This window comes from Haloechinothrix sp. LS1_15 (genome assembly GCF_033042135.1).
GTDB lineage: Bacteria > Actinomycetota > Actinomycetes > Mycobacteriales > Pseudonocardiaceae > Haloechinothrix.
Genome location: NZ_WBXM01000021.1, coordinates 23039 through 36143 on the forward strand (window position 1 = coordinate 23039; position 13105 = coordinate 36143).

At 68.0% G+C, this 13105-nt stretch carries 17 protein-coding genes; 7 read left to right on the plus strand and 10 right to left on the minus strand.

The annotated features are described in order from the left end of the window. Positions 1-54: 54 nt before the first annotated feature. A complete protein-coding gene (locus tag F8178_RS20000; protein WP_317496405.1) occupies positions 55-1032 on the minus strand; it encodes a DUF1702 family protein in 978 nt (325 codons plus the stop codon). 714 nt (positions 1033-1746) lie between these two features. Here F8178_RS20000 and F8178_RS20005 point away from each other — a divergent pair. Next, complete coding sequence (locus tag F8178_RS20005; RefSeq protein ID WP_317496406.1) at positions 1747-2310, plus strand: hypothetical protein; 564 nt, start codon at positions 1747-1749, stop codon at positions 2308-2310. A 17-nt stretch (positions 2311-2327) separates the two neighbouring features. Then, a complete protein-coding gene (locus F8178_RS20010) occupies positions 2328-3026 on the plus strand; it encodes a twin-arginine translocation signal domain-containing protein (protein WP_317496407.1) in 699 nt (232 codons plus the stop codon). 80 nt (positions 3027-3106) lie between these two features. Here the strand turns inward: F8178_RS20010 and F8178_RS20015 are convergent, their stop codons facing one another. From F8178_RS20015 to F8178_RS20030, 4 genes are all read right to left on the minus strand, one after another. Beyond that, complete coding sequence (locus F8178_RS20015; protein ID WP_317496408.1) at positions 3107-4489, minus strand: AarF/UbiB family protein; 1383 nt, start codon at positions 4487-4489, stop codon at positions 3107-3109. A gap of 220 nt (positions 4490-4709) precedes the next feature. Then, positions 4710-5192 (minus strand): hypothetical protein, encoded by a 483-nt coding sequence (locus F8178_RS20020; protein WP_317496409.1) that lies wholly within the window; start codon positions 5190-5192, stop codon positions 4710-4712. A gap of 32 nt (positions 5193-5224) precedes the next feature. After that, positions 5225-6583 carry a putative T7SS-secreted protein gene (locus F8178_RS20025; protein ID WP_317496410.1) on the minus strand — a complete coding sequence of 453 codons (1359 nt, stop codon included), beginning with the start codon at positions 6581-6583 and terminating at the stop codon, positions 5225-5227. Between the two features lie 19 nt (positions 6584-6602). Continuing rightward, complete coding sequence (locus F8178_RS20030; RefSeq protein WP_317496411.1) at positions 6603-6932, minus strand: type VII secretion target; 330 nt, start codon at positions 6930-6932, stop codon at positions 6603-6605. 234 nt (positions 6933-7166) lie between these two features. On the opposite strand from F8178_RS20030, the gene F8178_RS20035 reads away from it, so the two are divergent. Together F8178_RS20035 and F8178_RS20040 are read left to right on the plus strand one after the other, a co-directional pair. Continuing rightward, the gene (locus F8178_RS20035) at positions 7167-7454 is read left to right on the plus strand and encodes a DUF4333 domain-containing protein (protein ID WP_317496412.1); all 288 of its coding nucleotides are present in this window, start codon (positions 7167-7169) and stop codon (positions 7452-7454) included. 19 nt (positions 7455-7473) lie between these two features. Continuing rightward, on the plus strand, positions 7474-7764 hold the full coding sequence (locus F8178_RS20040) for a DUF4333 domain-containing protein (RefSeq protein ID WP_317496413.1): 291 nt from the start codon (positions 7474-7476) through the stop codon (positions 7762-7764). Between the two features lie 9 nt (positions 7765-7773). Here the strand turns inward: F8178_RS20040 and F8178_RS20045 are convergent, their stop codons facing one another. After that, positions 7774-8418: a response regulator transcription factor gene (locus F8178_RS20045; RefSeq protein ID WP_317496414.1), complete on the minus strand. Its 645-nt coding sequence runs from the start codon at positions 8416-8418 to the stop codon at positions 7774-7776. Between the two features lie 89 nt (positions 8419-8507). Between F8178_RS20045 and F8178_RS20050 the strand changes: the two genes are divergently transcribed. Both F8178_RS20050 and F8178_RS20055 read left to right on the plus strand, forming a co-directional pair. After that, complete coding sequence (locus F8178_RS20050; protein ID WP_317496415.1) at positions 8508-9137, plus strand: hypothetical protein; 630 nt, start codon at positions 8508-8510, stop codon at positions 9135-9137. A 40-nt stretch (positions 9138-9177) separates the two neighbouring features. Next, on the plus strand, positions 9178-10248 hold the full coding sequence (locus F8178_RS20055) for a hypothetical protein (protein WP_317496416.1): 1071 nt from the start codon (positions 9178-9180) through the stop codon (positions 10246-10248). Between the two features lie 110 nt (positions 10249-10358). On the opposite strand, the gene F8178_RS20060 is transcribed toward F8178_RS20055, so the two are convergent. From F8178_RS20060 to F8178_RS20075, 4 genes are all read right to left on the minus strand, one after another. Beyond that, on the minus strand, positions 10359-11153 hold the full coding sequence (locus F8178_RS20060) for an ion channel (protein WP_317496417.1): 795 nt from the start codon (positions 11151-11153) through the stop codon (positions 10359-10361). Between the two features lie 116 nt (positions 11154-11269). Next, entirely contained in the window at positions 11270-11662 is a 393-nt protein-coding gene (locus F8178_RS20065; RefSeq protein ID WP_317496418.1) for a hypothetical protein, read from the minus strand. Beyond that, positions 11662-12402 carry a hypothetical protein gene (locus F8178_RS20070; protein WP_317496419.1) on the minus strand — a complete coding sequence of 247 codons (741 nt, stop codon included), beginning with the start codon at positions 12400-12402 and terminating at the stop codon, positions 11662-11664. Before F8178_RS20070 ends, F8178_RS20065 begins: the two co-directional genes overlap by 1 nt. 36 nt (positions 12403-12438) lie before the next feature. Beyond that, entirely contained in the window at positions 12439-12738 is a 300-nt protein-coding gene (locus tag F8178_RS20075; RefSeq protein WP_317496420.1) for a type VII secretion target, read from the minus strand. A gap of 179 nt (positions 12739-12917) precedes the next feature. On the opposite strand from F8178_RS20075, the gene F8178_RS20080 reads away from it, so the two are divergent. Beyond that, a partial coding sequence (locus tag F8178_RS20080) for a hypothetical protein (protein WP_317496421.1) occupies positions 12918-13105 on the plus strand: 188 nt, incomplete at its 3' end.

Below are 13105 nucleotides of genomic sequence, written 5' to 3' on the forward strand. Positions count from 1 at the left end.
TCACCGCCGGTACGGCGTACTGCCCCTGCCTGTCGGTCCGTAACGCGGTCACGGTTACGCGCTGACCATCGCCCGCAACCGGGATTTCCAGGTGTCATAGGCCGAGACGTCGAGGGAATCGGTCAGCCCTTCGGCCGCGAGGTCGGTCCATTCGCGCGCCTCGGCGGCCTCGATCCCGAACAGCTCACGACCGGCCATCGCCGTGTACGCAGGCACCACACCCGACCTGGCTCGCGCTGTGAGGCCGAACAGCGCTCCCTGACCGAGATGCGGCCAGTACCGGCCGCTGCGCTCGGCCAGCTCGGCCACCCCCGCCGCCCCGGCGCCACCGGCGTAGCAGCAGGCCAGCCCGATGCCTGACCACAACGGGCCGCGGGCGATCTCGGGAGCGGCCGCGATACGTTCCGCCGCTCCAGCCACGTTCGCCGACTCCACGAACCACAATGCGCGACCGCAACCGGCCAACCTGGCCTCCCACCGCTGCGCCCGCCCCTGCGTCCGCCGCTGTGCGGGGTCGTGACGCCAGGCGCGCCGCAGCGACCGCGGACCACCGAAATAGACCTCGGCAAACCCGGCACCGTCCAGCGCCAGCCACCGCAACAACGGAGTGCCAGGAACCGCCGAAGGCAGCGGCAGCCACGGCAACGCCCCCGCCCAGCCGAACCCGACATGGACCAGGTGCACGTAGCCATCCCCGGAACCGGCCAGCAACCGACGAAACGCGTGAGCGCGCCCGGCGGTGAGGCGGTCCCGCAACGCGGCGTGCATCGCCGCCCCTTCGTAGGCGAAACCACGCTCGGCCTCGCCGATCGTGGCCAGCGCGGGATGCGGGTCACGCCAGTGCCGTACTGCCAGGTTGAAACCGGCGAGGAAGCTTCGCGCATGCCCTTCAAGCAACTCCCGCTGCTCGGGCTGATCCAGCCGGAAACCCCGGCGCGAGAAGTTGGCAAGCCCCGCGGGTAACTTGAGCAGCCGCGGCGGGCGGGGCTGCTCGGCCGTCGCGGCTGCCGGCATCCGCTCTGCTGTCGCCATCAGTCCACCTCAACTCCCGCGATCGGCGAGACCGTACTCCGTGGCGTGTGGCTCGCCGAACTGTTGATCACGAGGTAACCCATTCGGGCACTCTATTCCCAAAGGGCACGGATCGCTGATCGCATGAGGACGGTGACCGGGAAGTTCACCAGATCGTGCGAGGTTTCATGGTGGCCGAGGGGATTCGAGTCGCAATTATCTTGACGGAATCCGGTTTAGTGGCAGCGGATCAAGATCGTTTTTATTGTTACTATGAGGTATACAGCTAACGGTGTACTCGCAGATCACGGCTTGAGTGTATGGGACATTCCCAATCCTAAAATGCGCAGCAGATTGTATCTATTGAGGGATCGGCATCGCCCCCCTGGGTGGCTTCCGAGTTTCTCGTCTGGCGATTCGCCTAGCAACGGATCAAGGTGAAGAACGTCTGATCCGTGATCACTATCCGGTTGAGACGCCAGTACGGAACGAGCCTTGCGAGGCGTTGGGAGTGTCACAGTGTCCAGATTGATACGTCGGGGAGCAGTCGCTGTCCTGGCAGTCGGTGTCGCGGCTGGAGCTTCTCCAGCGTACGCCGCTGACAGCCAACGCGAACTGAGTTCAACGGCTCTCCCCAAGACAGTCAGTGGAGATCAGTACAGAGCCGGAGCTCCAGGGTGCGACTTCAGGTTCGCGCGTCAAGACGAGTGCTTGATCGGCGGGGATGTCGACCCGGTGCCACCGCCGGAACCAGGGTCCCCGTGCGATCCGGAGGCCGATGACCCGGCTGCGCCGGATCCCAGCACCGGTCTGCTCGACCTCGACCTTGGCGCGGTCTCGACGATAGTGGACGGCGTGGAACAGCTGCTCTTCGGTAGCCCTGCCCCCGAAGAGGACGATTGTCCGCCAGCGGAGCCGGAGCCCGCCCCGGAGCCCGAGCCGGAGCCCGCCCCGGAGCCCGAGCCGGAGCCCGCCCCGGAGCCCGCCCCGGAACCAGCCCCAGAGCCGGAACCGGAGCCCGCCCCGGAGCCCGAGCCGGAGCCCGCCCCGGAACCAGCCCCAGAGCCGGAACCGGAGCCCGCCCCGGAACCAGCCCCAGAGCCGGAACCGGAGCCCGCCCCGGAGCCCGAGCCGGAGCCCGCCCCGGAACCAGCCCCAGAGCCGGAACCGGAGCCCGCCCCGGAGCCCGAGCCGGAGCCCGCACCTGAGCCCGCTCCGGCCCCTGCCCCCGAGGAGGACTGCCTCTGCGATCCGCCGCTGCTGTCCTCTCTCGGCATTGACCTCGGCCTGCGTATCTGAGCCAAAGGAGTGTGAGCATGACCGAGCGCAACGATGATCAATCTGCTGAGCCGGAACTTCCCTCGCAGGGGCGGCGTGACTTCCTGAAGCGCGCCGGTTTCACGGTGGCCGGGGCCGCCGCGGCCGCGGCCGGGAGCCAGTTCCTCCGGCCTGCGGTGGCTTCCGCGCAGTTCCCGGTCCCGGAGTTCGACGATGGTGTGCGAATCGAGTGTCCCTGCTTCGGTGACCTCATCAACCTGGTCACCTCTGAGGGCACGTTCCCCTTTTCGGGCGCCGGTAACGTCGGGGTGCGGCTCAATGTCTCCCCCGATCCGAACAAGTGGGGAGTCGTGGTCGAACAGCATTCGGTGACCGCGGAGGACACCCCGTTCGGCAGGATCACCATCGGCATGGCCGACGAGATCGAGCTGACCCCGGAGGGTCTGCTGGAGTTCAACCCGATGACCGGTGGGTTCGACCAGACGGTGTTCCTGCCGATCACGGTCACGCTGGAGCACTGCGGTGCCAACGGCGACGAGGTGGTGCTGCGCACCCTGCCGGACGATCCCATTTGCATGGTCACCGCCGAGCCGCTGGCGGACTTCCCGCCGCAGGACGCGCCGTACAAGTCCAACAAGGATGTCGGTTTGTACGCGATGGGAGCCGACGGACAAGTTGTCGGCGACTCCCCGATCGCAACGCTTCCGACGTTCGACTGGGTGGTCGGCGGAGGGTAAGCCCGCCTAGCCCCGACCCGATCCGCTTTGGCCCGCGACACCTGCCGAGGGTGTCGCGGGCCAAAGCATGCGTGGGAGCGCTACGCGGTGTGCTGCTCGGCCTTGGCGATCTGCAGCCGCCTGGCGATCATGTTCTTGGCCAGGAACGGCACGGCCTCGCCCTGGAAGTCGATGCCGGGCGCGTAGTCCCGGATCGTGCCCTCCATGACCAGCAGGGACAGGATCGGGAAGACGAACTGCGGGTCGGCGTAGAGGCCGTAGCGGCGTTGGATGGCGAACAGCTGGGTCGCGAACCCGACGAGGTCGAACTCGGCGGCGGGAACGCCGGTGTTGGCGTCGATGAGCGCGCGGATCTCGTTGCGGAAGCCGTCTACATCGGTGGCCGGTCCGGGCTCGACGGTGGATAGCACTACATCGGCGCACGCTTCGCCGCGCCCCACGCTCATGTAGTAGAAGAACGAGCTGAACCTGTCCTGCGCGTGCACGCTGAGCCGCACGGTGAATCCGGCGTCCACGATGACCGCGCCGGCTCCGGGACCGAGATAGAGGTTGCCTGGGTGGAGGTCACAATGGACGAGGCCGTCGAGGAACAGCATCTGGTAAACGGCACGCAGCGCCGCGGTGACGGCCCCGACGCGGTCGACCTCGGTCATCTCAGCGGCCGAGTCACGACGTAAGCCGGGGATGAACTCCATGACCAGGACGTTGCCGGAACTCAGCTCCTCGTGCACCGCCGGGATGCGGATGCCGTCTCGGCCCGCGAGGTGGTCGCGCAGCAGCGCAAGGTTGACGCGTTCCTGCTCGAAGTCGAGCTGAGCGTAGACCGCGGCCGTGAGCTGCGTGATGATCTCGGCGAACGGCACGCCGCGCAGCCACGGTAGCCGGGAGAGGCCGCGGGCTGCCCACCGCATGATGGTCATGTCGACGCGAAGGCTGTGCTCGATCCCCGGCCTGCGTACCTTGACTGCCACCTCACTGCCGTCCGGCAGCACCGCGCGGTACACGCACGCGATGCTGCCCGCGGCGAGCGGCTTACCCGCGCTGGCCAGCACGGCGGTTCTCGTGGTGGCGTCGAGGCTGGAGACCAGCGCCGCTTCCAGCTCGGCAAGGGGGATGGGTGGTCCGGTGTCGTACAGCGCGGCGAGCTCGCGGCAGCGATGCTCCGGGAGCAGGTCGGCGCGGGTGCTCAGCATCTGCGCGACCTTGATGAAGGCGGGCCCGAGTTCGGTGATGGTGCTCACCAGCCAGTCGTCACCGTGCCGTACGTGCCGCCGGGCTAGCGGCATACGCGAGCTCAGTGTCTGCCAGGCTGCTACCGGCAGTCGCCGGACCAGCACCAAGGCGATGCTCAGCACTCGGAGCAGGACCTCCCGGGTTCCCGCGGGTCGCAGCGCGGCGCCGTGACCGTGCCACGGCGCCGCGGACGCCGCAGCCGCGGTGGAATCGATCGGTGAATCAGCCACTGTGGACCCCCTGTCGGCCCGGGGACACCGCGCGGGGACAGCCTGCTGTGTCACACCCGGGTGTTGTCGGTCTCGGACGCGGTCGGCGTCAGAATACGACGGTGTAGGCGGCGCTGCCCGGTGCGCGCGGCGCCGCAGGCAGGGCATCACCTGATCAGGGGTCGAGCACGATTCCGTGCCGGGTCCGGCGGTAGCCAGGGTCGCGTCGTGCCGGGGTGGCTTAGCCCGCTGGCCTCGCGGTGCGGACGAACTGCTGGAAGTCACCGACCACAGTGTCGAACTGCCCGGGCGTCGCGGTCAGCGTCAGCTGGATGACGGCGCGCTTGCGCGGGTCCTCGCTGTCGAGGATCCCGAGGAAGACGTGCGATTGCACCAGGTCCAACTGTTGGTCGTTCACGGTGGTGGCGAGCCGGACGAGCTGTGTCAGCCCGGGGGCGTCCTCGTCGCCGACCTCGGTGCGATCCTGCAGTTCAACCGACGCGCCCTGCCGCAGCCGCACGATCGCCTCGTCGGCGATGGTGGCCATGCTCGCCTCGTCCGGCCGGAGCTCCCCTGCCACGGTGATGTTGGCGGTGAAGCCTTCGCTGGAGGCGGGGTGCATCGCGACGAGCGCGACCCCGGGGGAGCCAGCCTCGTCGGGTGGGACCGATTGCCAACCTTCCGGAAGCGTGAACTCCATCGGCACCGGCAGCGTCGTTGACATGATGGGCACTCCAAGCGTTGTTCGGCCTTCTGCTACCAGCTGGTCAACCTGTCCCAGGTGGATCTGGCGGCATCCCCGACGGTATCGACGGTGGACCGGTCGAGGTTGCCGACGGCGTCGGCGACATCGTTCGCGGTGTCGGTGACCTTCTCCGGATCGATCACGATCTCGCCGCCGAGCTTGCCGCCGTAGCCCAACGCCGCGCCGGCCTCGGCGCCGACGGTGAACTTGCCGTCGTCCATACCCACGTTGAGATCAGCAGCCGCACCGGCTCCCGCCCATACCTCGCCTGTCAGACCCGCGCCGACGCCGCCGACGTCACCGTGCACGCCTCCTTCCGCGCGACCACCGGCGAAGGCCTCGCCGCCGAGCTTGACGCCTGAGGTGTTCACCGAGCCCTCCAGGCCCGCTTCCGCACCCACGAAGGCCTCACCTTGCAGACCTGCCCCCAGGTACCCCCATTCCGCGGAGCCGTCGGCTTCGGCCTTCAGTAGGTACGCATCGGCGTTCAGCTCCCCCTTGAGGCCATCGCTGCCGATGGACAGCCTGCTGTCGGCGCCCGCGCCGAGCACGTCGGCAGCGGCCGTTCCGGCGAGGTCGATGTCGCCGACCGTGGTTTCCCTGGCGACGCTGTCACCCCAGACGCTGACGCCCGTTTCCCAGCTCCCCAGCTCCAGGTTCCACTTGGGGCCGCCCCCGCCGGGCAGCGGGCCGGAACCGAGTCCGAACTCGGCGAGCGTCTGGCTGATTTTCAACTCTCCGATCCCTGACCGTTCGATCGCGGAGCTGACCATGTCAGCCGCGTTGGTCAGCCACGAGGGCGAGGTGGAATCCGCCTCGCAGTTCCTGCCGATTGTGCCCGCGCAGCCCGAACCCGAGTCTTCGAGCTGTTCCCTGGCGCGCCGCAGCACCTCGCGGGCCTCCTCACGGAGCCGCTCACCCGGGTCGTGGAACGGCTCCATCGGGCCGAGTTGTTCACCGGCCTGGGCACGCCGGTTGGCTTCGGCGACCGCGCTGTCGTACCGCTCCCTGGCCTCCCGGGTGGCCGCCTCGCCCCGTTCCCACAGTTCGATCGCCTCGGCGGCCTGCGACTGTGCGGCGAGGATGGCTTCGGCGTGCCGAACGAGAGCCTCGGCGGTGTCGGTTATCGTGTCGGCCGCCCGGTACCACTGGGGTTTCTCGTCGTTGAGCGAATCCCAGAACGCGTTGCTCGCCTTTCCGAGCCAGCCGTCGATCTGCACGCTGCCGAGCCGGTCCGCGATGCCTTCCAGCCGCGAGCTCCGCTCGCGGAGTTGCCGGGCGATGTCCTCGACGGTCGCGGCGTCGCCACGGATCAGTTCCTTGGGGTCGGTCGTCGAGCCGAGCTCGGCACCCCGGGGCAGTGAGGACATGATGCCTTCCTCCCAGTGGTCAGTGCGGTGCTGGGCCGCTGATCGGGGGAAGCCCGCGTTGCTGACGTTCCACGGCATCGGCGGTGGCTTCCTCGTGGTGCCGGTAGCCCTGCGCCGCCCCGGTCAGGGCGTCGCCGAGGGCGCTCGACTGTTGTGCCAGCATCGCGGTGGCGAGTTGCCAGGTCACGCAGAACGTGCCGACGGCGTCGCGGACACCGTTGTGTCCGAAGGCCTCGTCGCCTTCGGCGAGCCCTGCCAGGTCCACGTTCAACGCCTCACCCGCGGTTTCCTTGATCCTGGTTGCCGCGCTGGTCAGTGCTTCGGGATCAACTTCCAGATCTCCAGCCACACCCATTCCTTCCCGGTGGTACGTCCTCGTGCTTCGCGCGTCGTGTCGATCACTAGTGTGACGTACCTGCCGGGGAGTCGGTTCCGTTGAGTGTGTGTAACTCGCGAAGACCCATCCCGGTGTCACTGGATCGGGTGCTCGCCGATAAGCTCGCCCGTGGCTGTATGGGGCACAGGGACACTGTGAGTAGCCGACGACGGTAAGCAGACGACACAGGCGAATCGAGGTAGCAACGTGCGTCGGACTAGGGGACTGCTGGTCGCACCCGTACTGGCGGCATTCGCGCTCGCGGGCTGCACGGTGACGGTGGGCCAGGGCGACCTCGAAGAGGGTCTGGCCTCCGACCTGCAGAACGAGGGTGAGCCGGTGGAGTCGGTGGAGTGCGAGGACGGCCTGGAGGGCGAGGTCGACTTCGCCACGGACTGCACCGCGCACTTCGACGACGAGACCCGGGAACTGACTGTCACGGTGACCGAGGTCGACGGCAGCGAGATCCTGTACGAGCTGACCTGGAACGGCTGATCGCACGGTGCGGGGGCTGATGGCCCCGGTCCTGGCGGCGTTGGTGGTCACCGCTTGTGGCTGGGGCGACGAGGACACCGTCGACGCCGAGCACCTGGAGCGTAGTGTCGGCCAGGCGCTGGAACGCACCGAGGACGAACCGGTGACCGACGTTAGCTGCCCAGGAGGCCTGCGTGCCAGGTTCGCCGAGACCACCCGCTGTACCGCCACCATCGACGGCGATCGCTACGGTGTCGAGGTTCTGATCACCTCGGTCGATGACGGCGACGCGACCTTCGACATCGAGCGCGACGTCGACCCGGTCTCCTGAGCGCGATCGTCACGTCCGGTTCCCGGCCTGCCCACGCCCGGCTACCCACGCGGCAGCCTGGGTGCGGCGCTGCATGCCGAGCTTGGCGAGCAGGGACGTAACGTAGTTCTTCACGGTTTTCTCCGCGACGAACAGCCGCTGGGCGATCTCGCGGTTCGACAATCCCTCGCCGATCAGCTCCAGCACCGCTCGCTCGCGCTCGGTGAGTTCGGCGAGCCGATCGTCCTCGCTGGGATGGCGCATCCGATCCAGCACCCGCCCCGTTGTGACCGGGTCGAGCAGCGAACGTCCCGCGGCCACCTCGCGGACGGCGTGCACGATGTCCTGGCCCCGCACCTGCTTGAGCAGGTAGCCTGCCGCGCCGGCCATAATCGCTCCGACCAGCGCATCGTCGTCGTCGAACGCGGTGAGCACCAGGCACGCGGGCGGGTTCGGTCGGGAACGCAGCTCGCGACACAGCGCGACCCCGTCGCCGTCACCGAGTCGCACGTCCACCACGGCGACGTCGACCGCCGTGTGGGCGGCCGTGGCCAGGCCCTCGCTCGACCCTCCCGCCTCGGCGATCACAGTGATGTCCGGCTCGTCGTCGAGCATGTCGCGTACCCCGCGCCGGACCACCTCGTGGTCGTCGACGAGCAGCACCCTGATCGCCATGGCACCAGCTTACGGGGGCCGTTCCGGCATGACGCCGTCGTGCCCGTTCGTGCTTATGGCATGCTGTGCCGCCACGGGGAGGTGACACGATGGAGCAGGAAACCGCACGACGGTGTCACGATCTGTTACTGCACTTGGCAGGCAGATTGCCCGACGAACTGCTGTGGCGGTATCGGGACTGGCTGGCAGAGGGAGCGCTGCCGGTCCTCGCGCGCACGCTGCCGAAAGCCCTGCTCAAGCACGGTATCGACGTGGAAGGTGCCGAGTACGAGCTGCTGGCGGGGGCGTTGCTCCCGCATGGCGCCGACCGCGATTTGGTGAGCGCGGCGCTCGGGGTGGACGTGGTCACCCGGACCAGGTACACATTCTCTGAGAACGCACCCGAATGGATGACCGGGGTCGACACGGTCGCCGCGGTTATCCACGCAACGTTGCGTGGCCGTCCGGATGTCGGCGAGGTACGGCAGAGTTGGCGGTACGGCAGTGACGGTGAGGATCCCGATGTCAAGCGGGTCTTGCTGGTCACTGCGCTCGACGGGTTGCCACGATTGACCGCCGAACTGCAACGTGTGGTGCGCGTGCTCGGTGATGAGGTACCCAGTGTCGAGGTCGCCTCGCCGGACTTCGAGGCTGGCGAGTATCACCGGACGGCACTGGCGCGATCCACGTTGCTTTGCATCGGTGGGGTGGAGACGGGCGGCGGAGCCGCCGCGGCCTGAGAAGGCAGGCTCTACCCGTGGACGGGAGGGAGAGAGTCGCATGGTGGAGGTCCGCGAGGGGCATGGTCGGGACACGGCTTCGGTGTCGTTGCGGCTGCACAACATGCTGCTCGCGTTCGCGGGCAGGCTGGATGACAGCGGGCTCAGCCACGCGAGGGAGCTGGTGGCACGTGCCAGGCAGGATGAGGCAATCGAACTGGTCACCGGCGCGTTGACAGCAGGGCGCTTGCCGGTGCGTAGCGCGGAGCAGCGCGAGCTTGCGGCGCTACTCGGCTCGTGCGGATCAGATGGCGCGCTGGCGGAACTGCTGGCCGTGGACGAGAGCGCCGGCGACACGACCGGGCACCGCTTCAGTGGCGACCGCCACCCGGGCCAGGGCGTCGACCGAGCGCTGGAACCTGCCTTGCAGGTGCTGCCCGAGGTGCGGGCGGTGCACGCGGTGTGGCGGCTCACCGGGGCGGGCAGCGTTTCAGGGCCACTGCCGCAGCGGGTAGTGCTGGTCGAGGTCGGATCCGAGGCCAGCCCGCCGGCAACCGCGTACCGCATGGCGAGCGAGCTGCGGCGGGCCGGTGTTGATGCGGCCGTTGAGGTGAGCGGTCCCGGCGCCGAGTGGTGCGCTTACCACCGGCACGCACTGGCCGCGGCGGTGCCGGTGTGGCACGCGAGCAGACCCCCGGCCGCAGACGCGTCCCTCGCGCCCGCGCCGTGGCGCCACACCCCGTGGCTACCCGCTGAGCAGGAACCCGAGTGGCCGTCCGAACCCGAGCCCGAGGTTCCCGACACGCCGACGCGCCCGTCGACGGTGGAGGTCGCGGCAACGGCCCAAGCTGAGGATTACCCCCCGGACAACCTGTTCGTCCTGCCGAGCGATCGCTCCCACCGTAGGGAGCCGGGAGCGCACGTGCTCGGCACGGCGGAACACGCCACCGAGAGCACGGCCGAGCTCAGCACCGCCGACGTGCGGGAGCTCCGTACCGCGCTGGCGGGTGAACAGCGTCGGGCGGCCGACACGCCGTCGGGCAGTACCGATGCCCGGCTCAGCAGCCGCGAGAACGGCCTGCTGCGTCAGCTGCACGCCGAGCTGGCCAAACGCGAACACACCGGCCCCTAACCACCCCCGTGTCTAGTACGTCAACACGCCGTGTCCGGCACTCCGGCACCCCATGTTGGGCACCGTGGCACACACTCGTGCCGCCCGCCGCAGCACCTCCCGTGCCCGCGTCAACTCCCTGCCTGGCCAGTGCCGCCGCCAGCGCCTCCGGAGGATTCGCTCGCTGAGTCGCGCTCGCTTACCAGCAGGGTGTGGATCTCGGCCAGCCGCTGTTCCAGCTCGGCGACCTTCTCCGCCAGCCGGTCAGTCGACCGCTGCTCGGCCTCGCTGTCCTCTTCCATCGCCGACCGGGCCTTGCCGAGGAACCACGAGGCGACCGTCGCGGTGACCACACCGAGCAGCGAGATACCGACCAGCATCAACCCGGCCGCCACGAACCGGCCGACACCGGACTCGGGCACCATGTCGCCGTAGCCGACGGTGGTCGTGGTGACCAGGCTCCACCACAGCGCGTCCCCGAACGTCTCGATCGTGCTGCCCGCAACGCTGCGCTCGGCGTCGAGGATGGCGAGCGCACCGATGAGGATCAGCAAGCCGGTGGCCAGCGCGATTGCCTGGGTGCTCTTCAGCAGCGAGAGCTGCCCGCTCCGGGTGACGAGGACCTGGGCAGCGGTGAACGCGCGCAGCACCCGGAGCATGCGTAGCGCGGGCACCAGCACGACGAGCACGTCGATCGGGTGCTTGGCCAGGTACCGCAGCTTCTGCTCGGACAGGCCCGTGCGGATGATGAGATCGAGCGCGAAGATCGCCCAGATGGCCCAGTTGACAGCCTCAAAGCTCCCGCGCAGCGCTGGCGGCATGTCCGACCAGACGACCGGCGCGCCATAGACGACGATGAACAGCAGGGCGAGGGCGAGCATGAAGCCGGTGGTGCGGGCTTCGTAGCGGCTGAGGCGGTCGGTCATGCTCTCGGGTCCCTTCGCTGCCGTGCACGGGCGCGCCCAACGTAACCGACCCGCCATGTCCCGGCCTGCAGCCCTCCGTGTCCAGGGCTACGGCACCCCGTGCCGCCGTATGAGGCTTAACGCAGGAAGTCCCGCCACTCGTGCAGGTCCGGATCGTCGTCCTCATCGTTCTGAACTGAGCTCTGGCGCCGCTCCTGCTCGACTTCGGCCCGCTTGTTCGCCAGCTCCCGCTCGCCCTGCTGCGCCAGCTGGTCACGCTCCTCATCGGACAGCTGCTCATACTGCTCGGCGAACTGCTGCACCCCGGAATCGAGCTCCCGGGAGAACTCCGGAGTGAAGGCCACTTCGCGCAGTGACCGCCTGCCCTGCAGAACGTCGTCGATCAGCCGCGCGAACTCCGGGTTGTCCGTCGCGTCCTTGAGGGTGCGCAGCGAGTCGCGGAGGTACCGGTCCATGCCGGGATCGTTCCGCGTGACGTCGAGCAGGGGCTTGTCCTCGGGGTTGGTCATCAGCTCACTCCGGGGTGGTTGTACGCCTGCGAGGGCAGTTCGTGGGTATCCAGGCCGTCCAGCCCGCCGAGGAATCCGGCCGCTGCGCCGAAGAATGCCTCTGCGAGTTGCCAGGCATTGCCCATCTGGATGACGACTTGAGACAGTACGTAGACGATCTTTCCGACGATCGCTGCTGTAGCGGCACCGAAACCGATCCCACCGACAATCGTCTTGGCGGTCGCAGCGGCCGCCGCAGCCGTAATGGCACCACCGACAGCCAGGTCGATGGCGCGACCGATACCACCCTCAATGGCGCTCGCCGAGGAAGCAACACCCTGCGCCATCGTCTGGAACTCGTGGGCGACGTCTTGCAGGTCGGACACCTGACCGTTGACTTTTTCGTGCAGTTCGCTGAAATACTCATTGGCAGCGTCGGCCGCGTTCCCTCCCCATTCGTGGAGCATGTCTTCCTTGGCCCGCTTGGCTTCAAGAGCCCAGTCGGTGTTGAATTCGGCGAGGTTCGTCAGCGCGCTTCCCACTTTGGACGCGTCCTCCCAGTTCCCGGTGAACTGCTCGCTTACCCATTCCAGCGCGTTGATTCCTCCTGGAACGACAGGCCTTGACGCTTGTTGGAGAAGCCAGTTCGCCCAGTAGCTTCCGCTGTAGTACCGGGAGGAGCCGAGAACTCCTTCGACGGCTCCGGGCAGAAGCGCTTCCGGAGTTGGTTCCGTGAGGTTGGCGGCTGGTGATGTTGTCATGGCATCCATTCCGTGGTGTTCGGTGCAGTCGCACTGCTAGTAGGTGTCGTCGAGCTGACGCGCCGCGTCCGCATCGGTCGTTTCGTACATCGCGGCGGTCTCGCGGAGCTCGGTGGCTGATGCGTCAGCGACGCGGGCAAGCACTTTGTAGTTGGGAATGAGCGCATCGCGCAGGTTGGAGCATGCCATCGCGATGTTGAAGAAAAGCCGGGCGTCGGCATGACCGATGTCGAGGTGACGGTCCGCGTAGGGTTCCGCGGCCGTCGCATCCTCGGCGAGCCCTTCCAGCCGCTGGCCGAACTGGCGTATGTACTGCTCTTTGACGTGGAAAGACACACAGGCCCCCTTCTCGCCGCATGATGTCTGGCAGTGCACTCATGCACCCGGCGCTGCCTTGGATCCAGGTGCGAACGCAGTATAGTTTGAGATGCACTGGTATGGGTCTTGGTTCCGACCATCTGAGTGACTTGGTTGCGGGGTAGCTTGTGGGGCAGTTGAGAGTTCGGCCAGCGGTCGTGACGCAGTTCAGCGGCGATGTCGGCGTCTGTGTTCGGCATGGTAATTCTCCAAGCCAGCGGGTGGAGACGGCGTTCATTCCCGCCAAGCCTCCGCGGAAGTACCGGCCTCGTATGGGGGCGGTCAAGGCTCTGGGGATGATCGCGATCGCGCTGTACACCACGGCTCACGTCGTGACGATGAAGCG

Coding starts and splice junctions, on each gene's coding strand:
- F8178_RS20000 (WP_317496405.1), bottom strand. CDS start 1,032: ATGGCGACAGCAGAGCGGATGCCGGCAGCCGCGACGGCCGAGCAGCCC.
- F8178_RS20010 (WP_317496407.1), top strand. CDS start 2,328: ATGACCGAGCGCAACGATGATCAATCTGCTGAGCCGGAACTTCCCTCG.
- F8178_RS20020 (WP_317496409.1), bottom strand. CDS start 5,192: ATGTCAACGACGCTGCCGGTGCCGATGGAGTTCACGCTTCCGGAAGGT.
- F8178_RS20025 (WP_317496410.1), bottom strand. CDS start 6,583: ATGTCCTCACTGCCCCGGGGTGCCGAGCTCGGCTCGACGACCGACCCC.
- F8178_RS20040 (WP_317496413.1), top strand. CDS start 7,474: ATGGCCCCGGTCCTGGCGGCGTTGGTGGTCACCGCTTGTGGCTGGGGC.
- F8178_RS20045 (WP_317496414.1), bottom strand. CDS start 8,418: ATGGCGATCAGGGTGCTGCTCGTCGACGACCACGAGGTGGTCCGGCGC.
- F8178_RS20050 (WP_317496415.1), top strand. CDS start 8,508: ATGGAGCAGGAAACCGCACGACGGTGTCACGATCTGTTACTGCACTTG.
- F8178_RS20055 (WP_317496416.1), top strand. CDS start 9,178: ATGGTGGAGGTCCGCGAGGGGCATGGTCGGGACACGGCTTCGGTGTCG.
- F8178_RS20060 (WP_317496417.1), bottom strand. CDS start 11,153: ATGACCGACCGCCTCAGCCGCTACGAAGCCCGCACCACCGGCTTCATG.
- F8178_RS20065 (WP_317496418.1), bottom strand. CDS start 11,662: ATGACCAACCCCGAGGACAAGCCCCTGCTCGACGTCACGCGGAACGAT.
- F8178_RS20070 (WP_317496419.1), bottom strand. CDS start 12,402: ATGACAACATCACCAGCCGCCAACCTCACGGAACCAACTCCGGAAGCG.